Source organism: Clostridium sp. FP1, from assembly GCF_011065975.2.
GTDB classification, from domain to species: domain Bacteria; phylum Bacillota; class Clostridia; order Clostridiales; family Clostridiaceae; genus Clostridium_AD; species Clostridium_AD tagluense.
This window is the reverse complement of sequence record NZ_JAAMNJ020000001.1, coordinates 733954-758180: the sequence shown is the minus strand read 5'-3', so window position 1 is coordinate 758180 and position 24227 is coordinate 733954. Positions and strand designations below refer to the sequence as shown.

Here is a 24227-nt window from a genome sequence, read left to right as displayed (position 1 = left end):
TCATACCTCTAATCTGTATCCGGCACCATAAATAGTTTGAATAGCATTTCCATGCATTTTAAACTTTTTACGAATTCGTTCTATATGAATGTCAACAGCCCTTGTGTTACCCTCATAATCATAGCCCCAAAGCTTTTCTAGCAGCTCTTTTCTAGTAAAAACCTTATTAATATTTTGTATTAAAAGATTTATAGTTTCAAATTCACGAAAAGTAAATTGCACTTCTACAGAATCTATAAAAATCTTTCTCTCAGCTTTTAGTAGTTTAATGAATCCTTTTTCTATTTTATTTTCAGAATTTTCATTAAGAAGCTTTGATTGATTTATTCGCCTTGAAATTACTCGTATACGCAGTATAATTTCCCGACTATCAAAGGGCTTTGTAATATAATCATCTGCCCCTAACTGTAAACCTAGGAGTTTATCATTGAGTTGGCCCTTTGCAGTAAGAAGAATAATGGGAATTTCCCTATTAATCTGTTGCATTCTCTTCATAACTTCATAGCCATTTAAATCAGGTAGCATTAAATCAAGTAGAACTAAGTCTGGTTTTTCATCTTGAAATTTCTTGATTCCGATATTACCAGTAGCACTAGTTACTACCTCAAAACCTTCCAATACCAGGTTCATACGGACTAAATTTAAAATACTCTCTTCGTCATCTATAAGTAAAATTTTCATTTTAAACCCCTCCTTCCTATATATCCAAAAGCATTCAAAGCACTTATAGGATTTTGTAGTTCCTGCTTATTATACGTAAAAATTGTAGAATTTTCAAATTGTTTGTCTAAAATTGTATAATGGTCAAATTTAAAAAACTTAACCTTTCCCCAAAAACTTCATAACAAAAACGCAAGACATTTAACTTGCGTTTTCTTAATTTGAGACTTTCCCTCTGAAATGTTCAATATTTTAACTAATTTTAAAATGATATATAAAAAGAGCACATATTGTTTGAATTTCTCATATCAAAACCTTTGCCAAACTCTTTTATAATTTCTATTGAAAGCTTTTTCAGCAAAACGTCCCGATTTTATCATTAAATGCCTGGTGGTTCTGGATGTTATAATTAAAATATACCAACTCAAGACTAATGTCTATCAGTCTTGAGTTGGTATATTAAAAATTTCTCTTCATAATGTTACTTTGTTGTTCTTCCAATAAGACTATCCTTTGAGTTTATTAAAAAAATTTTTCAACTCACACCTATTATTTAATGTTATTTCCAAGGATTGCTGAATCACTAAGTTGTCCTTTCCATCTGCAAAATTTCTGAAATCAGTTTTATATCCTATAGTCCTCTTTCCTTTAGCATACATATGCCCCAATGCGAAACATGAACCTTCATCAATGGAACCCCCATCTGTGCAATATGCTTGTCTAAATAAAAATAGACAATAATCCACCAGATAGCAGGTAGCATTTTACAAAGATTTTAAAAGTTCAATTACACTTTCTGACTGATGATTTGCTTGAATAAGCATCGCCTGACAAACTTGATAAAGCATATTATGCTTTGAATATTCTATCATTTCCTTTGCGATATCAGCATCCACTATTCTAGATTCTGCAGCAGTTAAATTTTCAGCAGTATTGTCGAGATAATCTATTCTATATTCTAATGTATTTTGCATAGCGCCTAAAGTAGCTCTTGAAGATGATACTTGGTTTATAGCATCATCATAAATTTTTATTGCAGCACCTGCATTTTCAGGTGTAGAAACATCTAATGCATACCCTGATGCATCACTGCACTTAGTAGTAGAAAATCTACCTTTAACACTTCCATCCTTAGATGTTACCACAGCACCTGCTGTGCCACTTATATTTAGTGCATTTGATTTCATATCTCCAATTGGAATTGCCATAACCTGACCTGAATTTGCACCAATTTGAATTTTAAGCTGGGAATCAACTGCATCATATTTTCCAGTACTAGGATCTAGTATTTTTATTGTATTAAATTCTGTATCTGTAGCAATTCTATTAATTCCTGAAGTTAATTGATCCACCTCTATTTGTATATTTTTTCGATCTTCCGGAGATAGAGTACCATTAGTAGCCTGAACTGCTAATTCTCTAAGTCTTTGAAGCATTGAATGAGTTTCATTTAAAGCTCCATCGGCAACTTGGAGTACAGATATACCATCTTGTACATTTCTTGAAGCCTGTTGAAGTCCCCTAATTTGTGCTTTCATGCCTTCTGAAATTGCAAGTCCTGCAGGATCATCTGCAGCACTGTTAATTCTACGACCTGAAGAAATCCTTTGCATAGCCTTATTTGCAAGTGCTAAATTTATATTCATATATCTACATGCCGTCATAGCACTAATATTATGATTAATAATCATATAAATGCCTCCATGTAACAATTTTGTGGCAGTCAGTCTTTGCATCCAAAATTTATATATACATTTCGTTGCTACCATTACTTTATATTATAAACATCTTTTCTATTATATGTAACTATTTTTTTAATATTTATTACCTATATTTTAAATTTTTTCTAATATTTATATTGTTCTAGTTTTTTTATAAATCTATTAATATAAAAAATAGCACCAGCTTCTGCTAGTGCTATGCCAAGTTATATTTAGCAATTATCATGCCAAGCTAATTTTAGCTTAAAACCTATTTGACATTGTTACACACGGCTCATTTTAGAAGAAATAATCATTAAAACACTATTACCATATTAATGCTTAACACATTTAGATTCTCTTTATAAATATCATAAAATAATATATACTTGGTAATATATAGATTAAGGTTTAATATACATTCTTATTACTTTACTGATTTAAGAGGACAATTATGAATAATTTTACTCATACATGTTCACATATAGATTCTATTGTTAATTCACTTCCAATGGGAATGCTATCTGTTTTGTTTGATGCCTTAGACGAAATTTCAGAGATGCCCTTAGAGATGCAAGTAACACTTCTTAGAGTTCTGCAAGAAGGATGTATAACAAGAATCGGTGGGAAAAATACTATACCAATTAACGTTAGAATCATAGCTGCTACAAATAAAGACTTAAAAGAAGAAAGAACAAAATGCCCCCTCTTCTGAAGTAGATGTTTCTAATATTCATGAAAATGTAATTATTCCTTTACTTATTTTAGAACAAGAAGCTAATCCTCCATTTATTTCTGAGTTAGCTGTAACAAGTATTACTGTTGGAGCATTGAAAAACAACTTATCATTTAATTTAGGGTTTTCTTTATATGAATCATACATTTTTATAATTCTATCGCTTCGTTTTATAAGCCACAAGTATTTTCTATAGAACTTAGAAAGTGCTTGATTTTTTCAATCGCCGGTTTTAATGTAAGATAATAAATGTTTTCAGTGCCTTCTTTTCTCACATCAATAATCCTTACTTGTTTTAATACCTTTAAATGATGAGAAACAGCTGGTCTTGAAAGTATCATCTTCTCAGTTATTAAGTTAACGTTTAGTCCTTCTTTTTCTTTTGCAAGTATCATTATTATCCTTTGCCTATGTTCATCTGCTAATACATCGAAAAGAGGTATACAATCTTTAAATTTCTGTAGAGTAACTTCTAGGCTTTTATCTTTTTCCATATTTCACCTCAATAGTTTAATGGTTTAATCCTTTGAACGTATTATATTCTAATTACCTACTTTAGTCAATAGCCTTAAAATCAAAATGAGATTATAAATCAACATCACCAATCCAACTAATTTAAAACATAAGAAAAAATCTGTCATTGCCAATTCTCCTATGGTTATATTGTTTTGTATTACCACAGATAAAGTATTCATATGCTGAGTTAAACCCTCTTCAGATATTTTATTCTATGTATGGTGGCTGTAAACCTCACTATGTACATCCTAATATAAATTTAATATTAACATGCACAGCAAAAGGGACCTGCTCACGAATTTTATCCATGAGTAAATCCCAAATTTATGTTTTTCTGAAATTATTTCATTGACTCGATAATGCTGTCTGCAATGGCATCCATTGAATCCGCATCATCTTCTTTCATGCTGGAGTTCAACGACATCTCATTATCTAAAATAGTCATTTCTTTCATCTCACCCAAAAGTTCACGCATCAATTTTCCGGATTGAGGAGCCCATGAACCATTTTCTATAAGAGTGAAAGTTCGTTTTTGAAGATTTAATGCCTTCATATCCATTATATAATTCAGCATCGGTGGATAAATCTTCAAGTTATATGTTACGGAAGCAAGAACCACATGACTATATTTGAATGTCTCAGAAATCAAATAGGAGACATGAGTTTTTGAAACGTCATACATAACCACATTCGTCATTCCCTTTTCCACAAGCCTTGTTGCCAAGTCGCTTGCAGCAGCCTCTGTATTGCCGTACATTGTTCCATAAACTATCATTACACCATTTTCCTCAGGTGCGTACCTGCTCCACTTGTCGTACTTATCTAACAAGTATCCCAAATCATTACGCCATACAGGTCCATGTAGCGGGCAGATAATCTTGATGTCAATGTTGCTCGCCTTCTTCAAAAGATTCTGAACATGAGGCCCATACTTGCCTACAATGTTTGTATAATACCTTCTGGCATCGTCAATCCAATCGCGGTCAAAGTTCATCTCGTCATTAAACAGCTGACCATCCAATGAGCCAAAAGAACCGAAAGCATCAGCGGAAAATAATACACCATCGGTAGCATCATATGTCACCATAGCTTCTGGCCAATGTACCATTGGCGCCGCCACAAATGTAACGTTATGTTTTCCAAAGGACATAGTATCTCCTTCACTAACTTCTATTACATTGCCATCTATATGGAAACCGAACTGATGCATGAACAAGGAAGCCTTTTGGGTGCATACAATCTTTACATCCGGATACCGAAGAATAATCTCTTCAATACACGCTGCATGATCCGGTTCCATATGATTAATTACCATATAATCTAAAGATTTGCTACCTAGAACCTGTTGAATATTCTCAAGGAACTGACGGCAAATTGACCAGTCCACTGTATCAAAGAGTACTGTCTTCTCATCTATTAGTAGATAAGAGTTATAGGAAACACCTCGTGGAATGGGATGAATGTTTTCAAAGAGAGCAAGGCGACGATCGCTTCCACCAACCCAATAAAGATCCTCAGTTATTTTTCTAACACAATACATACATATAATCCTCCTTTTCACTAAAAACACATTATTATGTTTAATTATTATAGGAATCAGACTTCTATAAACATATCCTTTTCTTCACCACAAGAAGGGCAAGTCCACTCCTGTGGTATATTTTCAAAGAGAGTCCCCTGAACTACTTCACCTTCTGAATCACCCATGCTAGGATCGTATTCATAACCACATCCGTTACATACATAATGTTTCCAAGTTGGAATAACTTTCTTAGGAGCGGCCATCTTCATCTTCTTCATTGGTGGAGCCTCCTTCTTTGGTTCTCCGTTGTCTAAAGCAACAGTGAGCAATGGCAATATTTCCATTAAATCGCCAACGATACCGTAGTCTGAGTTCTTAAAAATTTTCGCATGAGGATCGATATTTATAGCAACAATTGTAGTAGCATCCTTTATACCTTTCAAATGCTGACCTGCACCTGAAATACCGCAAGCAATGTAAAGATTTCCCTTGAATTTTTGACCAGACATACCAACATAACGATTCAGCGGTAAATATTTAAGTGTTTCAGCTACTGGACGTGAAGAACCTATAGCTGCACCGGCTTGAACTGCCAAGTCTTCTATAAGTTTCATATTTTGTTTTTCTCCTATGCCTAGCCCTACGCTAACTACCCTTTCAGCCTTAGTAATAGGAGTATCCAAAGGAATTCCAACTGTAAAGTCATAATTATCTGCCTTAAGAGCTTCCACAAGAGCCTGTACTCTTTCCTGGATCGTTCCACTCTTGAAAATCACTTTCTTACGATAACCTGTGGCAGGCCCCGACTTCGAAACTTTACTTGCATGCTCAGTCTTCGGCATCTTACCTATGATGTGAGCAGCTATAACGACACGTTGAATCTCATTAGTTCCTTCATATATTGTACAAATCTTAGCATCCCTGTAAGCACGCTCAACTTCCATACCTTTCAAATAACCGCTTCCACCAAATATTTGAAGAGCGTCGTTTACAATCTCAAGGCAAACGTCGGAAGCGTATTGTTTCGCCATAGCAGCTTCCATACTGAAATGCTCATGATTTTCTTTAAGCTCTGCCGCACTGTAAATAAGCAATCTAGCTGCTCTAAGCTTTGTCGCCATATCGGCCAACTTAAAAGCTACAACCTGTTGCTGACAGATAGGTTTGCCAAATTGAACTCTTTCTTTTGAGTACTCCAAAGCATGCTCATAAGCGCCTTGCGCTATGCCGAGAGCCTGAGCTGCAATACCAATACGGCCACCATCCAAAGTTGCCATTGCAATCTTGAAACCATCACACTCACTGCCTAATAGATTTTCCTTAGGAACTTTCACGTCGTTGAAAATAAGCTCTGCAGTGACTGACGAACGAATACCCATCTTGTCGTAATGCTTACCAAAGCTAAAGCCTTCTAGGCCCTTCTCCACAATAAACGCACTGATACCACGAACACCTATATTCGGCGACGTAACTGCAAAAACAATGTAAATATCAGCCTTACCTGCGTTTGTTATGAAGATTTTTTCACCATTCAAAATGTAATAATCACCTTCGAGGACTGCAGTTGTCTCCGTACCACCTGCATCACTACCAGCATTTTCTTCGGTGAGACCGAATGCGCCAAGTTTCTCTCCCTTTGCCAATGGAACCAAGTATTTTTGTTTCTGCTCCTCTGTTCCATAGGCAGAAATTGGGTATGCACCCAAAGATGTATGAGCGGAAAGAATTACGCCCGTACCACCGTCCACTCTTGATAATTCCTCAACGGCGATTGCATAGCTTATTACATCCAAACCTGCTCCACCGTACTCTTTTGGATATGGAATCCCCATCATCCCCATATCAGCTAACTTATTAATTGCTTCCATTGGAAATTTATTTTCCTGGTCTAACATAAATGCAATAGGTTTAACTTCCTCCTGCGCAAACTCTCTTATTTTTGTTCTGAAATTTTCATGTTGTTCCATAGTCTTAAAAAACATTAATACACCTCCCTTTAATTAATACGGTTTCATGAATGTCGCTATGTGAAATCTGTAAAACCACAGCATTGAACTGCCGCAAGCGAAACTCATCAAACTCAGGTGACTCCGCCAATTCTTTTTCACCCTTGGAATCCATCTAATCGCTATGTTTTACTGTATCAACCATACTTGTAAACACATTCCTCAAATGTATACCAAAACCGTATACTTTCATTGTATACCTAAGAGATATACATTACAAGCTTAACTCAAACTTTTTTTTCGTCATGAAAACCGGTAAAAAACTGTGCCTTATTATAAGGCTATAAACCTTTCACTTTGCTTAATCTACTCTGCCATTGGCTTTATTACTACTGGCAACTGCTGTATCTGCATGAGTACATCCTCCAACTGCAATTTTTGTATATATTGACCTCCCTTAAATTTATTATAAAAGACAGTTTTTGTTAAATTGTCACTTTTCTTTTATAAGGTTATTTATCATATAACAGTCGTTATCTATAATGTAACTCTACTTTCCTGTTTTTTCAATATTCATTTTAGCCTCTACACTCAAATAAGATTTACTATACCCATATTTGCTTTATATTTGCTATTTTTTCTTAGGTTATTATTTTCTTTTACTGATTTGTCTTTTTTTTAATTTTAATGTTAAGCCATCTAATAATTACAAAACTCTTTTCTGGAATTATTATCACATAGTAAAAGGTGGTATGGGGTCAGACCCCTTACAGAAATTGGAAGCCTCGCTGACAAGCTCTGTTGCTAATCAACTTAAATCAAAGCATAAGGAAACCCTTGACTAATTTATTAATTAGTCAAGGGTTTCACTGGTGGAAGAGATACTTTGCCCTTTATATACATAAGTAATGAAAGATGAGGAAGTATAGCTAATATAAGGCTAAAAATTAAAATCAAAGTAACAATTATTATATGTCCTTTCTTATGCATAGCTACTATAGCTATATATCCTCTAATCATAGCATTCGGTAAAAAATATGGAGCAGTTTTAGAGCCTATTCCTTGGCTTTTTAGCCCTGTCAATCTTGCATATATTCCACTTCTAAACAAGTGATAATTATTTGTCACAAAAATACTATTATAGGTTTTTGGCTTTCTAATTCTAGCTTGCTCTACTATAAAGAGAAGGCTTTTGTTCAAATACAACAATGATATTGGCCAAAGGTCCATAAACCATTACTCTATCATTTTTCATAATCACTTCATCCTTTGAAATATCCACCATTGATAAATCATCTCTTTTAATATTTAGAACTCTTATTCCATAGTCTTTACTAATTCTTGACTCCAATAAAGTCCTATTATTAAGCTTTTCAGGGACCTCAACAATCTTTATCTCTACAATTACAAATCCATGAAAATTATCAAAAATCAACATTGGATTCGCCTTCTTACTAAAGATTACCTTTGTTGCTATACGCTTTACGATATTATCAAAGGTTACTCTAAAAAATGGTATCTTTCTTATTATTGTAATAAAAGCCATAAAACTCAAAAGATATAAAATAGAGTGAAATACATTGAAATCTTTATTTTTTGAAAAAGATATAACCATGTTCACCAAAAGTGAAACTATGGCCACATTGAAGATATTACCGAAAAGCATAATTGTAATAGCAATTTTTCGCCTTTTTCGAGAAGAAACAATTATTTCACTTTCAGTTGTTGTGAAACCACAATTTGTAAGCAGTGAAATAACTTGAAATTTAGCCCTGGTATTAGACACTCCAGTAATCATAAAAATCACTGTAAATATTTCAATAATGGTAATATATAAGATAACTAGAAATAATAATATTAATAAAGCTAGATTTATAGACATCTTTTCATCCCCTCATAATAAACTAAAAAACATAAAATTATACAATAATTTTACATGTTTTTCTATAATGCTGCAACTATTTATGAAGGTAGGTCATCTTATTTATCATTGATGCTAATAAATACTTTGGCTAAAAATTATAATACATCAACATAAAAAATGCACATCCCTTGTTCAAAATTCGCAGCGGTATGCATCTTGCTTGAAAAAAGATCCAGTAGTTGAAAAAATCGATTCTGTTTTTGACTGCAATTCTGTCTCTAAAAACAACAAAAGCCCTTTAAATCAAGGGCTTTGCATTGTATCACAATGTGAGTGATTATTTGGTGGAGGCGAACCGTACCTAACTTTATCACTGTCCGTTAAAAGAAGTGAATTATATAAGTGATTTCTAAGATATTTTAAGGATAACACTGTGAAGTATCTTCCTTTTACTCATATTCTTTCATGTTTTCTCCACATCCTGTCTAGATATCAACCTATCCTAGTAATGAACATTATATTCTTTACTAGTTTTTATAAAATCTTCATATCAAAAGTTCTTCTAATAGCTGTAGCTATAAAAAAGAATATTCCTAAAAATCCTGAGGTAAATAATAATAGTTTGGCTCCTTGTATATTATAATTGTAACTGTCAACTTTTGAAGAAACCTTTAGCATATCTTCGTAGCTATTAAAATGCGAATACAATTTTTTTGTGGTTTTATTTATTATATCTAACTATTACCTTTCCGTGGTTTACTAAAAACTTATTAATCAGCTTAAACTCATTTTTGGTAAGCTCAATAACCCTATCTTTATATATTAATGAAATCTTCCACTATATACACGTAAAATCCCTTATCTTCTAAATAAGCTTTAACTAATTCACACAGTTTAAAATCATCCTCTATTATACAAATCTTATCCATATTTCCCCCTAATGCTTGTAGATTTTACAATATTCTATTTATTCAAGCCTTAATAATTTTATTCTTGATTGGATAATATAAATCATTTACCTCTACTTAGCAACATTACTATTCTCACCCTTTCATAAAAAATCTATATTTATTGTTGTCTGCTCTCTTTAACTTAAAAATGTTCCTATTCTAACATTGCTACTATTTTCTTCTATTTACGCAAAATATCCACAATCCAATTTGCTTCTGCAGGCGGGGTATTTGGATACAGTGCCAACTGTTCTGCAATACCTTTGATACTGCACCAAAAAGCAGTGGATAACGCTTCTGGGTTACCCTCGCGAATGGTTCTGTTTTCTTGACCTGCTTTAATCAGAGAAATCGACAGTTGAATATTATCCACCTTCAACAGCATTTCTTTTACCGATTGTGGCGCATATTCGTTATGCTGAGCCTGCGCCATCAACACGAATATTTTCGCAGAATCTGGATTTTCTTCCAGCATGGTAAAAACCATGCTTGCTGCTGTTTCAAAAAATGCGAGAGGATTTTCTTGGTCAAATTCTATAGACCGTTTAGTTCCTGTCAATCCTATCCCCACAAGTTCTTCATACACCCTTTCCTTCGATTCAAAGTAGTTAAAAAATAAGCCCATACTCATGCCTGCTTTTTCTGCGATATCTGAAATTTTTGTAGCATTGTAACCCTTCCGTATAAACAAATCCAAACTTACAGACAATATCTTTTTTCGACGCTGTTCTTTTTGTTCTTGCCGTTTATTCAAATTCCTACCAAATCCTTTCATTGAATTATATTTCATTGAATTTATTTTCAATTAATATCCATAGTGTAATAGTAAAAAAATGGTTTGTCAACTCTAAACATAAAACAATAATACAGATCTCCCAATTAACCGTAGGAAGCTCTGCAGTATATAATTCATCTTCACTTTGTCAGAGTAAACACTTTAAGAAAAATTTTATAATTCTACTGAAAAATGCACACCCCTAAATTCAAAATCCATAGAGGTGTGCATTTATTCCATTCTAACCTATAATTTCATCGCTTTCAGCTCAATTTTCTAAAACATCCTGTTCTCTGAATAAGCTTGAAACAGCTTCATCATAATCGTATAATCTTTCTGATTTCTTAATTCTTTTTGCATATTTTGCATTATCAGAAAACACCAGGATCATATAAAACCATAATTCTTTCATTTTAAACAAGACATTCCTATCGCCAAAGAGTATTCTTTTATAATCTTCATAAATTTTATCATGAAAGTCTTTTAATAATTTTTTCTCAAGCTTAATATTATTTGTGATGCCGCTAATTAGTCCAGGATTGCCTAATAATCCCCTGCCAAACATTAAAGTATCTACACTAGGGAAATCAGCCAAAAACTCCTTGTAATCTTTGATTGTAAAAATGTCACCATTATAGCAAACAGGATTTTTACTTAAAATCAAGGCTTCCTTAAATATTTTCAGATTAGGCTTGTTTTTATAAAAATCTTTTTGAATCCTTGGATGAATAATTAGCTCTTCTATAGGGTATTTGTTAAATATTTCAATTAAATCATAAAATTCTTCAGGTTGGTCTTTTCCTATCCTGGTTTTTAATGATATTTTTGTTATCGATTGAGAAAAAATTTCGTCTAAAAACACATCAAGTTCTTCTTTTTTTGAAAGAAATCCAGATCCTCTATTTTTTGAAACTACAGTTCCAGAAGGACATCCTAAATTTAAATTAATCTCATTATATCCCAGCATCTTTATTTTCTTTGAAGTATGAATAAAATCTTTTGCATTATTAGTTAGTAATTGTGGAATCAAAACTAGTCCTTGGTTGTTTTCAGGCAAAATATCATTTAATTCCCGGGTTTTAAAACTTTCACTTTGATTTGCAAAAATAAAAGGTGAAAAGTATTTATCTATATTATTGAAAAAAGCATTATGGGCATTTCTATAAATGTACCCAGTCAAACCTTCCATAGGTGCGAAATAAAAATTCATATATCTAATAGCTCCTTTATTTACGTAGTTCCCTTTCTATCAATGCGACACACGCCACTTGCCATTTAAAATAACCAAATTTATGATTGTTATTTGTTCATACATTTTTTTCACTTTATTATACCATGTTTATTTAGATTTGAATATTATTGATGGAGTATTCGTATAAGCAGACTTGAAGAAAAAAGCTACTCAACTAAGCATTTTGTTACTGTTAGGAAGTAAAACTTCTTTATATAATTATACAAATTCTTAAATGTCCATACAAACAATTAATTCATTACGTGTGCCGTCTGTGGCACACATAAAAAAATAACACCCCCTTTTTAATGGAATGTTATTTTATATGTATTTAACCTACTATAGCAAAATGTTCAACAAAGGCTAGTACAATACCTATTGCTAAAATAATACTTACTACAATTATGTGTCTCTTTTTATACATAACTGCTATTGCGATATATTCCCTAATTAATGCATTCGGAATGAAGAACTTTGCTGTCTTGGAACCTATTCCTTGAGATTTTAATTCTGCCTTTTTAGCATAAATTCCTGCTCTAAATAGATGAAAGTTATTAGTAACAAATATACTATTATATACACTACCGCCTTTTATTTTTTCCATAATCACATTAGAAAATCTCATATTTTGCAATGTATTTACTGATTTATCCTCCATAATACAATCTTCCTCTGGAACTCCATTAGAAATTGCATATCTACACATAGCTAGTGCTTCTGATATTTCCTCATCATTACCCTTTCCTCCTGAAAAAATCATTTTTGGAGGTGTGGTTGCTCGTGCTTGCTTTTTATAAAATTCAATTCCTTTGTTTATACGACTAGCAAGTAGAGGTGTAACTTTGTCTTTATTTAATCCACATCCTAATACAATAACAAAATCTTGATTTAGCTTAGGTTTGTTAAATTGATATATTAAAGATGCTACCAAAAAGTTAAATATATCAATGCAATAGTAGACCCCTATTAAGTAAACACAACTTAATATCGCATTTGCCTCTTTTGGCAAAAACCTTTCTGGATTAATAGCTGACCATATTAATATACCTATTAAGCCTATTGCTAAAAATAGTGTTAGCAAATTCGAAATGCTTCGTCCTTCTTTCTTTATAACAATTTTTGAATTAATTAGTAATGCAATTATCAGTGCATAAACAGCAAAGAATAGGACTATTCCTAATATGATAAATATAATAAGTACAAAGACAATTAAAATACGATTTTGAGTTTTGAATGCACAATATGTTATAGCCATAAATAGTGACATCAAAAATATATTAAATAAAAAACCATTTATAAGTCTTCTTTTATCTATTAAAAATGATGCTAGAAAAACAATTAATGTAACTATTGTAGTCATTATAATAATTATTGCTTCCATAATCATAAGACCTCCTTTCTTCAATTTTAGTTTATATGTTTATTAATATCTTCTACAATAATATCATACCCTAGCCTTTTAAAATATACTCTTTTTTTCATTATTTTAAGTTTTAAGAACATAAATTAATAGTAATTCTTATATGCTTCTAATCGCCCACATTCTGAACTTAACATATTGCAAATTTAACTCCTTCCTCACTTAGAGGTGAGGTTTTTCCACTTTATTCTTGTGTATATATTCTACATAATTATAGTATAATTCTAAAGTGTTATTTAGAAATTCCGTAGTAGATGGCTACGGGGGTTTTGAACGTTTTATCTCCCTTGGACTATTGATGAATATATCATCATAGTTAAGGGGTGGTATTGGCTATGCTAGAATTAACTATAAAAAGTTTTGTTACTATTTATATTATTAAATTAGTTTTACAACATAATCTTTTTATTTCTAAGTTAACTATCAAGATTAAATTTCTTGGTATTCATATAAAACTTGATGGCAAAGAGAAAAAGCACCCATCCGACAAAGAATAGTGCTTTAGCCTCTTAAATTCACATAATAAATTTTATCCAATAGCCCTAAAACAAAATAAATGTTCTAAGGATTGCTTAGTGTTGACGCACTAAGCTTTTCTTATTTATATTATATCAAATCTTTATAAAAAATAAACATTTATAATTAAATTCCATAACTTTATCTTTATATTAAATTACCTTTTAAAAACTCGTTTCTTTCTTTAATCTTGATAAAGCCCATAAAAAGCTGACCCCACTCATTACAATAAGCATACCTATTACACCTGAAAGTTGCAATATTTCAATATCCCCTTCAATCATCATTGCACGTAATAAATTAATAACATGAGTAAATGGATTCAAATTTACAACTATCGAAAGCAGACCTGTTAATTTATCTGCTGGAAATAACGCTGTACTTAAAAAGAATACAGGTAATACAATAGCGTTCATAACTGTTTCATATACTACCTCATTTGGAAGTGATAAACTTATTGCATAGGTAATTGAAGATAAACATAAGGAATTAAGAAATATAATCAATATAATAATGAAAACTCCTAAAATATTGGTCTGTATTCTTACAGAAAAAAGTAAACTCACAATACACATGATTCCAACTTCAAGAAATGTGCATAATACTGCTTCAAGAACTTGTCCTAATACTATAGACTTTCTACTAACTGGAGCAATCAGTATCCTATAAAAACTTCCATCAGACTTCATTAAATAATTCATAATTCCACTACTGCTACACGCACCAAAGCTTACTAATACTATAAGTCCAGGTAATATAAAGGTTGTATAATTATCAATTCCTATTCCATTCATAGTTTGACTTGCAACTGCACTGTATAGAATAAGCCATAACATTGGTTGTAAAATAGTAATAACTACAGTAAATTTATTATTGAACCTCCACTTAATATTTCTCCCTAAAAGAGTTATAACATTCATGAAATATCCTCCAATCTATTTACTTCTGTTGCTTTTATAAACACATCATCTAATGTTGGTTTAACTATCTCAATCCCTTCAAAATTTATCTTTCTATCAAGCAACCATTGATTTATTATTTTTAAATTCTCTCTACTTTGTTTTGAATGAATTAAAACTTTTTCATCACGTAATGACAGCTTTATATCATTTATAGCTGTACTAAGCTCTACAAAACAATTTTTAGCCTGATTTTTATTAGTAAATCTTATACTCAAAATGTCCTGTTTAATTAATTCCCTAAGCTTTGCTGGTGTACCCTGTATTACAGCCTTTCCATCTCTCATAATACAAATAGTGTCGCTTAACTCATCAGCTTCCTCAAGATAGTGTGTTGTAAGAAAAATTGTTGTTCCAAATTCATCCCTAATTTTTTTCATCATCTCCCACATAGCCATTCGTGATTGAATATCCATACCTACTGTAGGCTCATCTAAAAACAAAATCTGCGGATTTGACATAAGATTCAAAGCAATGTCTAACCGTCTTTTTACTCCACCCGAATAAGACGAAACAGGGTAATCTAAATATCTTTCCAATGAAAAACATGAAATTAATGTTTTCATTCGTTGTTCTGCCTCTACTTTTGGTATTTTATACAATTTACTTTGGAACATCATATTTTCTTTTAATGATAAATATGTGTCAATTGATATTTTTTGTGCAACACATGCAACACTTTTCCTTACCTTATTACTATCATTATAAATATCACTACCTAATATTTTTACAGTACCTGAAGTTGGCTCAAGATATGTTGTAAGTATATTAATTAAAGTTGACTTCCCAGCACCATTTTGACCTAGCAAAGAAAAAATCTCACCTTTCTTAACTATTAATGATATTCCGTTTAAAGCTTCAACTCCATTCTTATAATGTTTAACAACATTATCTACATGAATCGCTTCCACACTACTCCTCCTCAATAGGGCATATAATTTCTGTAATATATTTATCTGTATTCCCCTTTAGAATCATACCAGGACCTTTAATAAATACTTCACGAAACTCAGTCTTTAATTTAATTCCATTTTCTTTTGCATATTCATCAATCTGCTGATATGCCTTAAACATAGTTTCATAAGAGCCCATATGAGTAACACATAATGCCTTTACTCTAGGTGTTTCCTTCATTTCTATACCATTTCCACTTGGATTCATTGAAGTAGGTACACATAGTTCAATATCTCCAAATTTAGTTTCTGAATTCATTGTAATGTAATTAAAAAACGGTGCTCCATTTGCTTTTCCTCTAATTGATTTAAAAACATTAGGAAATACTTTATTTGCTTCGGTGACAACTCCTTTATATTTCATAAAAGCTATTTTTATAGGTTCTATTTCTCTAATTTCTACTTTATATTCCATATGTCTAATTATTCCTTTCTTTTTTTATACTCATCCATATTTCTGAATACCCACTAGAACTTTCTTTACAAGTACCTGGATATACTTCTATATCTGCAATTTCAGAATGTTGGTATCCTGAAAACGGAAGCCATTCTGTAAAGAAACGTTTATAGATATTTTGTATTGATTCTTTAAATGGACCATTGTTCTCAAATACAGCCCACATTGTTGTAGGAATTTCAAACTCATACATTCCTTGTTGTACTGGTTTATCTGTTTCAGTAGCTATATAATAATAAACTTCATCACTTCCACTATAAATTGATATTCCAAATACACTTTCTTCTGATGTATTATTTAAATTTAAAATCTGTTGAAATATTTCACTTTTCTTTGTTTTCTCCCAAAATGATGGAATTAACTTATAATTCTCATCCATATCATATGTTAATGGAATACGAACTCCAACGATTCTTATTGGGGCTTTTTCTTCAATTCTATATGGCATATCACTACCTCCTTGTATTTGAATTGAGATTTTAATTGGTGGATATGCACAAAGCTTACATCCTTGTGATTTTGCTACAGCAGGACTTATACCATGTACACTTTGAAATGCACGATTAAATGCAGTTGGCGAAGTATATCCATATTTCAATGCAATATCTAAAACCTTTATATCTTTTGTCTGTAATTCAAAAGATGCTTGTGTCATTTTTCTACGCCTTATATATCCTACTAATGTTATACCAGTAACATAGGCAAACATGCGTTGAAAATAATTTGTTGAACAACATGCAATTTTAGCTGCTTCTTCATATGAAATATCATCATCTAAATTTTTTTCTATATAACTAATAGCTTTATTGAAACTTTTTAACCACTCCATTACCTTACCTCCTTGATATTAGAATACTCTATCATTTAATTTATTTCCTCGCATTATTTGATTTAATTTGTAAACATAAATTATTTTATCTCATTACTTATGATACGGTTCTCCGTATCACTTACAAGTGAGGTTTTTACTTATAATTACAGCTCTTCTATATCTACTATATAACTTATACCTATACTAAATTGCTTTTCATTATCTAATAATAGATATAGCATATCATCTTCTTCCTCATATTTAGCCAACTCTAAAAACAATACTCTACCTTCTACTATCTTACCTTCATCATCTGTAACTCTTATCTTACAACCTAAATCAATATACATATCCATACCACTCATATTATTCTCTTTTGTAACCTTTATACATGGCATAATATTTGTAACTACCATTTTATTCACACTCCTTAACTGTACATATTTTATTTAAATCTATTTATATTCTCTATTACTCTACCATGATAAGCTGGGTCTTCTTCCTCTGCATCAAATACAACTGTTCTATCTATTCCAAATTCATCTAACCAACTATAATCATATGAGTCAGTCCACGAAACTATAAATACTTTATGAACTGTATTTCTTATTAGGTCACCCAATATTTCTTTACGTTGTTCATCTTTCTTTCTACATATTGAATCTACTGGATACAATATAGATACATTATATCTTTCATTTCTCCATGACTTTTTATTTATTGTGTCTATATACATTCTCAAGTTTCCTACTTTAATTCTTGTATTCAATTTTGCTGATTTAAGACTATGTTGAAAAATACTATCAATATTATCTTTTCCATTAAGTCTAAATAAAACTTTGACCCCATCTTGTACATTTTTATTTAATGTTCTTAATACTTCCATATGCTTTTCAAATTGATGTGTTCCAGTTATAAGCATTATTTTTTCTTCATCATTTTCAAGAAAAGCTATAATTTCTGACTTTAGATTTTCTCTAGTATTCATTGATATCCCCCCCTTTAATTTGAGTATATATTATTCTATTTATTTCCACAATATTATACTGTCTTCTATATTGCAATATCTAAGTTCAATGTATTTATACCAACACTTCTTAATGTAAAAGAAGAAGTAGTACCTTTTATAGATACTCCTTCTTCCTTGCTTAAATAGTTAACCAAGTTATCATTAATGTTAATCTTAATTGAGTCAATGTCCCTTAGCTCATTAATGGTTATTTCTGAAATTATCATGTGTAATAACTTCTTCTGTTGCTCCCTACTTGTGCTTTCTTTTAAGACCTTACTGAAATTTTCAAGTATACTCTTAATGAAGTCATAAGGTAGTTCTTCCTTAACATCATCTGATAGTGTTACTAATAATGGTGCTTTTTCTTCTTCAAGTCTTTTAACTCTTTCAGTTAACTCATATTTTCTTACTTGAAACTCTTCTTTAGTTATTATTTCATCTTCATAAGCTTCAAAAAGTTTCCCTTTTTTCTTGTCTAACTTTTCTAGCTCTTTATCAATTCTTGTTAGCTCGTTCTTAGTAGGATTAACCTTTCTTATTCTTTCTCTATTAACATTACTTACTATGGTTTTAACCATATTCTCATTAGAAAGTAACTCAGAAAGCTTATTAAATACATATTCATTAGCTTTTTCTACTCTTATTGTATTACTGTTACATACTGCTGTACCTTTATTCTTCCAATTTCCACAAGCATAGTATGCTATACTTTTTTTAGTACCATCTGCTAATTTATTAGTAGTTCTTGATATTACCATACCAGCTCCACACTTAGGACATCTTAGTATTCCTGTTAATGGGAACTCTCCATCATGCACTCTTGAAGGCTTTCCTTGCTTATTTTCTAGAATTGCTTGAACCTTGTCCCATAGTTTTTCATCTATGATAGCTTCATGTACTCCATCATTTATTATAGGATTAACATTAATATTTCTTCTTCTCTTTTCTGACCAATTCTGTATTAAATTATATCTAATCTTACCTATATATACTGGATTAGTTATAATATCTCTTATTGAACCTACTGAGAAGTTGTTCCCCTTCTTAGTTTTATGTGCTAACTTGTTTAATTGGTTAGTAATTGCCTTATAGCCTTTCCCATTACCATATTCATTAAAAATAAACCTTACTGTTTCTGCTTCTTTTTCATTAATAGTTAGCTTAGTTTTTCTTCTTTTAGCTCCTTCTAAGTTTTCTACTGCTACTAAATCATATCCTAGAACTCTACCACCGCACCATTCTCCACTTCTTGCCCTGGCACACATTCCCATTTTTACATTTTGTGCTATTGTACCTCTCTCAAATTCACCTATTAATGCCATCATTTGAAACTGCATTTTACCTGCTGGTGTATCAGTTTCAAATGGTTCTGAATAAGACTTGAAAGTTATATTATTCTGCTCTAAAACATCAACTATCTTTAATACATCAGCTAACTTTCTACTTATACGGTTAATCTTCCATGAAATTACCATATCGAATTTCTTATCTTCGGCATCATTAAGTAATTGCTTTAACTCTGGTCTATTCTTAATATCCTTACCACTAATTCCTCTATCTGAATAACACTTATATACAATGTAATCCATCTTTTTACACCATTCCATTAGTAACCTTTGCTGTTCATCTATACTATAGCCTTCTTCTGCTTGTTCTATGGTTGAAACTCTACAGTAAATTGCTACCCTCTTTCTTATCTTCTCCATAGTTGCATCATTATCTAAAGTTATAAATCCCATCTTTATTCCTCCATTACCTTAAATTTATAGTCCTTGTATCAAATATATAATATATACTTATCTTCTTACTTCATTACCTTCACATTTTTTATTGGGAAAATACCGCCATTATAGACACTTCGCTACTTCAATATTTACGGTATTTTCCAGCATTGACAGCTATGCAACTTGTATATTTACTTCTTCACCATCACATTGATTTTCTTTACACTCTTCTACATACTTAAGTATCATTTCTGAAATTATATCTATTATTTTATATACATCTTTATCATTAGTCATTGTAATCCACTCCTTAAAAAAAATATTTTGAATTTAAATCATAGATTTCTCTATTTTCATTTATAAGCTTCTTTATTATTTTATTAAGGCTTTTGGTTGTTTCACAGAAACTTACTATCGGAATATCTTTTTCTTCACATATCAGTCCTAAAGTATCAATGTAAAATGATTCAACATCTCTTATTGACCATACTAAAACTGCTTTAATATATCCATTATTAATGTCATCTAATAAATCATAAAGTCTAAATTGGCTGTTATTATCATCAATGTATATTTTTATTCTACCTTCATGTTCTTCATGTTCTTCAAGTTCATATTTCAGCCATTGTAATCTTCCATATCCTGTTGAAAGATTTTCTCCCCTTTCTTCTTTTCTTATATATAATCCTATCTGTCTATCTCTCAGTTCCTTTAATGCTTTCATCTTAATTTGCTCCTTTTCTTCATGAATTTATCGACATTATCGAAGTATCACCTCGATAATGTCATTATGTGTAAATCTAAGCTACCTTAGCTATTTCAATAACTCTGCCATAGTTTTTCTGTTTCACTTCATAGTAAATACCTTCTAGTTCAAGGTTAGATTTTATTTCATTTAATCTCCTGCTAAGTACATTAGGTTCTTTAGCCCACAGGGTAGATGTTGTATCAATTTGCTCGACTTCTGCAACTTGATTCAGTACTGTTAATAATGAACTTACAGTTCCATTAAAATTCTTTACTTCATCCATGTACTTAATTAATGCAGTAGCTATTGGATTAGATTCAACTGCTTCTTGGTTAGCTTTCTTCTGATTATTTAAGTATGCTTTTAAAAACACTTCTCCACCAATTCCACAAGCTTCTGCCACAGCATAACCCCATCTAGTAAAGTCAGCCATTCTACCTAACTTATCTAATGTTACTGTTAGGTATATCTTCATAGCTTTTGATAATGTTGTTAGCATAGCTCCTAGTATTTTAGGCTTATCATCATTGAAGTCCTTCCATACCCTAGCTTCTTCTTTTCTTTCATTCTCTGGAATTCTTTCTAGTGCTAAGACTATACATCTATCAAGCAAATCCGCTCTTGTAGCCATAACATTAATTCCATTTAAGGTTATACGACTTTTAAAGTTAATTATTTTTTCATCATCATCTGTATAGAGCTTTCTTTTACTGTAGCCACCACCGGTTGAAGCAATACAGAACAAGTCACTTTTCTCTGATGAAACACTATCTAGATTATCAAAGCAAGGCATATAATTATTAAATAATGTTATTGCTAAATCTTGTATAGCTTTAGGTATTGAAATTATATCTCTTGAAGCTGGGTCAATTAAGCTTCTATTCATCTTCATAGTAGTGGTTTTAGAAGCTCCTTTCTCACCATGAATTACTTCTATTGGATGAGGAATATGTGGAATTAATCTAGTTACTAAACTTACTGCATGAAGTGTTTTATCTTCTTCATCTCTAAATCTAAAATGCTTTTCTAGTAAACCTACTAAATCTTCATAAGGTTCTGGTATTACTTGTTCTTTCATATTATTTTTTCTTATAAATAGAATTTGCTTACTATCATCAATTTCCCACCCATTTTCATCTATCTTAATGATGGTTGAAGCCTTATCTGCAATGTCATAGTAGATAGTATTTTCTACACTTGTACATCTTTTAGCCACTTCTATCTCCTCACCTTCATATAAAGCTTTAGCTTCTAACACTCCAATTGCTTGATTAATATTATCTTTAGATGGAGCTTTTTGAGTGTTATCATAATATCTTTTTCTTAAAAGCATTTGATACTTCTTATCTTCCATTCCATGAACCTCATAAAAGTTACCTTTATCTACTGCAACGAATGTTTCTTCTAATGAGTTATGAAAAAAAACATCATTATTTTCTAGTACAAGGTCTACCAACACATCTGCTTGACTCCTTTTTGAATCATCATCAGATTGTGATTTATTTGAATATTCCGTCTTTTTTCTTGAAGCCTTTGGCTCATACCTCTCTCTAAGTGTGTCCCAATTCTCTTCTGAACAACTGTCATGATGGCATTTAGCACTAATCCCACCATCATGATGTTGAGTTACTGATGCAGATGTATCAGTATGATTAGAGTTCCAAGGACATACTTTTAGTACATGGCATAATCCATAATCTTTCTCAATTGTATGACTTATTTCTATTTCATGCTTTTCTAGCCATTCCTTAGCATCAAAGCTATTAACTGCATTTGTTTTCTTACTTTGCTTTTTAGCTTTAACTTGTTTCTTTGGCATATGCTCTACTACTTTACTGATTAGATTTTCTTCTACAACCTTAAACTCTTCTGGTGATTCTATTATCCTTGACCTTCTATGAGGTCTTGTTTCAGTACTCTCACCCTTACATGCTATAGTTCCATATAGCTTAGTTATTCTAGCTGGGTTGTAGGTTGTCTTATCAATCTTAGCTTTCTCTGTACTAAATAAACCATCTAAGGTATTTAAGAAATCTTTAATCATATCATTAATTTCTTTGGTGCTAGGTAAATCCAGCTTATATAGTAAGTGATACCCATTACCACTACAAGCTTTTACTGGTTGAGGAAACCCCTTTTCTGTTAAGAAGTCCTTAACTGCTTCTGCAACTCCATTAGCCGATTCTAACTCTTCATCTGTTGAAGAAATCCCTGCTGGTCTCTCTGGGTCAACATCAATAAGTAGTAGTACTCTTCTTATAATTTCTGAATCAGATGTAGTATGTTTAACATAAGATGAAAGCTTGTCTTTTCCTCTTGCAAGTAAATCTTCTGAAAACACATTTAATGTAAAAAATATGTTATCTTCTCCATCATATTTAATAATGTCATTTAAAAGCTTGTTCTTATCCTCATAGTAACCACTTCTTGTCCCATTTTTAGTTTTAAGCATTCTTACTTCTATTGGCACATCAAGTTTCTCTAAAACTCTAATCCCTTTAGCATACCCTTCTTTTAGTTCTTCTTTATTTCTGTTAATCATTTGAATTCCTCCTCGGTGTTTTTATCTTTGCTACACTTGAGATTTTATCATCCTAAAAAAAGAAAAGCTAAGACATAAAATCTTAGCTTTTTTTGTCCTTGCTTTTCATATTTCTTATATTATTACTACCATACCCTGTTAAGGTTTTTATTAATTTTTCTTTATATCTCATATCATCAATCTCATCTAACTCTTCACAACGTTCTTGTATCTTTTTATGTAATTTATCAATTTCTTTTTCATATTCATCAAGTACTATTTCCATTAAATCTGTAGATTCAACATCGAAGTAATTAGGAATTAAATTTATAATGTATTTCACCTTGCTATCTATTTTCTCTATCTTCTGTTTTATTGATTCCATATCATTAACTTTTTCTTTAATATTTTCATCGTTTATGTTTTTTAACATAAATTCAGTATATTTTTTATACTCTTCATCTGTTAGTTTTTTATTAGAACCTATTTTTGCAATTATTTTTTTCAATTCACTATCATTTACTATCTTTTTTATGCTTGATACATATTTTTCTTTATGGTCTTCTAATATTCCTTTGCTCATAGAATAGTCACTATTTCCTCTTAGTACCTTATCTATTCTCTGCAACTCCTTATAACAAGCATCGTAATTTTTTGATGTCTCCTTATTAACAAGGTATATTTCTTCTACCAATTCACTTAATGAATATACTTTTTTTATTTCTTCATCTTTATTACTTTCGTTTTTCATCATATTCTTTTACCTCTGCTTTTTTTTATGCTCCATAATTAAATTATATCTCATTATATCATTTATAACTATGTCCTTTTTAAACATGAAAATACCGACACTATAGACACATCGATTGTTACGATATTTTCTAAAAAAATAAGCTCCCACACTTTTACTTGACTTAATAAAACTCATTAAATACTTATTGAAAATTCAATAAATATCTAGTAAAAGTTTATATCTACATAAACCTTTTATTAAGCTTTCTGCTACTCCGAACTTAGCTGATGTCCCTGTAATTGCTTCTGATTCAGATAAGCCACTTGCTATGAGTTGAAGAATAACAGCAATTATTTTAATTATTGTTACTATATCCATTAACTTATCTCCTTAAAATATGTATAAATATTTATTCTTCAATTTATAGTGTAAATGTTAACAAAAAAAATAAGTAATTACAATCAGCTATAATT

Annotated in this window: 22 protein-coding genes and 3 pseudogenes; 1 reads left to right on the top strand and 24 read right to left on the bottom strand. The window is 31.1% G+C overall.

Translation table 11 applies throughout. The annotated features are described in order from the left end of the window. Together G9F70_RS03850 and G9F70_RS03845 are read right to left on the bottom strand one after the other, a co-directional pair. Complete coding sequence (locus G9F70_RS03850) at window positions 1-681, bottom strand: response regulator transcription factor (RefSeq protein WP_164946478.1); 681 nt, start codon at window positions 679-681, stop codon at window positions 1-3. 743 nt (window positions 682-1424) lie between these two features. Beyond that, entirely contained in the window at window positions 1425-2351 is a 927-nt protein-coding gene (locus G9F70_RS03845; RefSeq protein WP_164946479.1) for a flagellin, read from the bottom strand. A gap of 550 nt (window positions 2352-2901) precedes the next feature. Here G9F70_RS03845 and G9F70_RS03840 point away from each other — a divergent pair. After that, window positions 2902-3060, top strand: a pseudogene (locus tag G9F70_RS03840) (sigma 54-interacting transcriptional regulator); the annotation flags it as partial. 72 nt (window positions 3061-3132) lie between these two features. Here G9F70_RS03840 and G9F70_RS03835 read toward each other — a convergent pair. From G9F70_RS03835 to G9F70_RS03735, 22 genes and pseudogenes are all read right to left on the bottom strand, one after another. Continuing rightward, window positions 3133-3249: pseudogene (locus G9F70_RS03835) on the bottom strand (nitroreductase); the annotation flags it as partial. A 17-nt stretch (window positions 3250-3266) separates the two neighbouring features. Continuing rightward, on the bottom strand, window positions 3267-3590 hold the full coding sequence (locus tag G9F70_RS03830; RefSeq protein WP_164946480.1) for an ArsR/SmtB family transcription factor: 324 nt from the start codon (window positions 3588-3590) through the stop codon (window positions 3267-3269). Between the two features lie 48 nt (window positions 3591-3638). Further along, window positions 3639-3818, bottom strand: a pseudogene (locus tag G9F70_RS03825) (hypothetical protein); the annotation flags it as partial. 134 nt (window positions 3819-3952) lie between these two features. Next, on the bottom strand, window positions 3953-5152 hold the full coding sequence (locus G9F70_RS03820) for an FprA family A-type flavoprotein (protein ID WP_164946481.1): 1200 nt from the start codon (window positions 5150-5152) through the stop codon (window positions 3953-3955). Window positions 5153-5208: 56 nt separating this feature from the next. Then, window positions 5209-7116: an acyl-CoA dehydrogenase family protein gene (locus tag G9F70_RS03815; RefSeq protein WP_164946482.1), complete on the bottom strand. Its 1908-nt coding sequence runs from the start codon at window positions 7114-7116 to the stop codon at window positions 5209-5211. A gap of 813 nt (window positions 7117-7929) precedes the next feature. Next, on the bottom strand, window positions 7930-8208 hold the full coding sequence (locus tag G9F70_RS03810) for a YdcF family protein (protein ID WP_224617405.1): 279 nt from the start codon (window positions 8206-8208) through the stop codon (window positions 7930-7932). A 34-nt stretch (window positions 8209-8242) separates the two neighbouring features. Beyond that, the gene (locus G9F70_RS03805) at window positions 8243-8962 is read right to left on the bottom strand and encodes a TrkA C-terminal domain-containing protein (protein ID WP_164946483.1); all 720 of its coding nucleotides are present in this window, start codon (window positions 8960-8962) and stop codon (window positions 8243-8245) included. Between the two features lie 1113 nt (window positions 8963-10075). After that, window positions 10076-10684: a TetR/AcrR family transcriptional regulator gene (locus G9F70_RS03800; protein ID WP_224617404.1), complete on the bottom strand. Its 609-nt coding sequence runs from the start codon at window positions 10682-10684 to the stop codon at window positions 10076-10078. A 253-nt stretch (window positions 10685-10937) separates the two neighbouring features. Further along, entirely contained in the window at window positions 10938-11879 is a 942-nt protein-coding gene (locus tag G9F70_RS03795) for a tRNA dihydrouridine synthase (protein WP_164946484.1), read from the bottom strand. A gap of 352 nt (window positions 11880-12231) precedes the next feature. Beyond that, the gene (locus G9F70_RS03790; RefSeq protein WP_164946485.1) at window positions 12232-13281 is read right to left on the bottom strand and encodes a YdcF family protein; all 1050 of its coding nucleotides are present in this window, start codon (window positions 13279-13281) and stop codon (window positions 12232-12234) included. A gap of 719 nt (window positions 13282-14000) precedes the next feature. Further along, complete coding sequence (locus G9F70_RS03785; RefSeq protein ID WP_164946486.1) at window positions 14001-14756, bottom strand: ABC transporter permease; 756 nt, start codon at window positions 14754-14756, stop codon at window positions 14001-14003. Beyond that, complete coding sequence (locus tag G9F70_RS03780; RefSeq protein ID WP_164946487.1) at window positions 14753-15706, bottom strand: ATP-binding cassette domain-containing protein; 954 nt, start codon at window positions 15704-15706, stop codon at window positions 14753-14755. The genes G9F70_RS03785 and G9F70_RS03780 overlap by 4 nt, the downstream gene beginning before the upstream one ends. 1 nt (window position 15707) lies before the next feature. Then, window positions 15708-16163 (bottom strand): GyrI-like domain-containing protein, encoded by a 456-nt coding sequence (locus tag G9F70_RS03775; protein ID WP_164946488.1) that lies wholly within the window; start codon window positions 16161-16163, stop codon window positions 15708-15710. 4 nt (window positions 16164-16167) lie between these two features. Further along, window positions 16168-17034, bottom strand: a complete 867-nt coding sequence (locus tag G9F70_RS03770) for an AraC family transcriptional regulator (RefSeq protein WP_164946489.1) — start codon at window positions 17032-17034, stop codon at window positions 16168-16170. Between the two features lie 146 nt (window positions 17035-17180). Beyond that, window positions 17181-17432, bottom strand: a complete 252-nt coding sequence (locus G9F70_RS03765; RefSeq protein WP_164946490.1) for a hypothetical protein — start codon at window positions 17430-17432, stop codon at window positions 17181-17183. 29 nt (window positions 17433-17461) lie between these two features. Continuing rightward, window positions 17462-18004 (bottom strand): hypothetical protein, encoded by a 543-nt coding sequence (locus G9F70_RS03760; protein WP_164946491.1) that lies wholly within the window; start codon window positions 18002-18004, stop codon window positions 17462-17464. A gap of 65 nt (window positions 18005-18069) precedes the next feature. Next, window positions 18070-19767, bottom strand: a complete 1698-nt coding sequence (locus tag G9F70_RS03755) for a recombinase family protein (RefSeq protein WP_164946492.1) — start codon at window positions 19765-19767, stop codon at window positions 18070-18072. A 159-nt stretch (window positions 19768-19926) separates the two neighbouring features. After that, window positions 19927-20049 (bottom strand): hypothetical protein, encoded by a 123-nt coding sequence (locus tag G9F70_RS26855; RefSeq protein WP_263484229.1) that lies wholly within the window; start codon window positions 20047-20049, stop codon window positions 19927-19929. A gap of 13 nt (window positions 20050-20062) precedes the next feature. Next, the gene (locus tag G9F70_RS03750) at window positions 20063-20476 is read right to left on the bottom strand and encodes a hypothetical protein (RefSeq protein WP_164946493.1); all 414 of its coding nucleotides are present in this window, start codon (window positions 20474-20476) and stop codon (window positions 20063-20065) included. Window positions 20477-20552: 76 nt separating this feature from the next. Next, window positions 20553-23042 (bottom strand): hypothetical protein, encoded by a 2490-nt coding sequence (locus tag G9F70_RS03745; protein WP_224617403.1) that lies wholly within the window; start codon window positions 23040-23042, stop codon window positions 20553-20555. Window positions 23043-23124: 82 nt separating this feature from the next. Next, complete coding sequence (locus G9F70_RS03740; protein WP_164946494.1) at window positions 23125-23775, bottom strand: hypothetical protein; 651 nt, start codon at window positions 23773-23775, stop codon at window positions 23125-23127. Between the two features lie 192 nt (window positions 23776-23967). Beyond that, on the bottom strand, window positions 23968-24132 hold the full coding sequence (locus tag G9F70_RS03735; RefSeq protein ID WP_164946495.1) for a hypothetical protein: 165 nt from the start codon (window positions 24130-24132) through the stop codon (window positions 23968-23970). Between the last annotated feature and the right edge of the window lie 95 nt (window positions 24133-24227).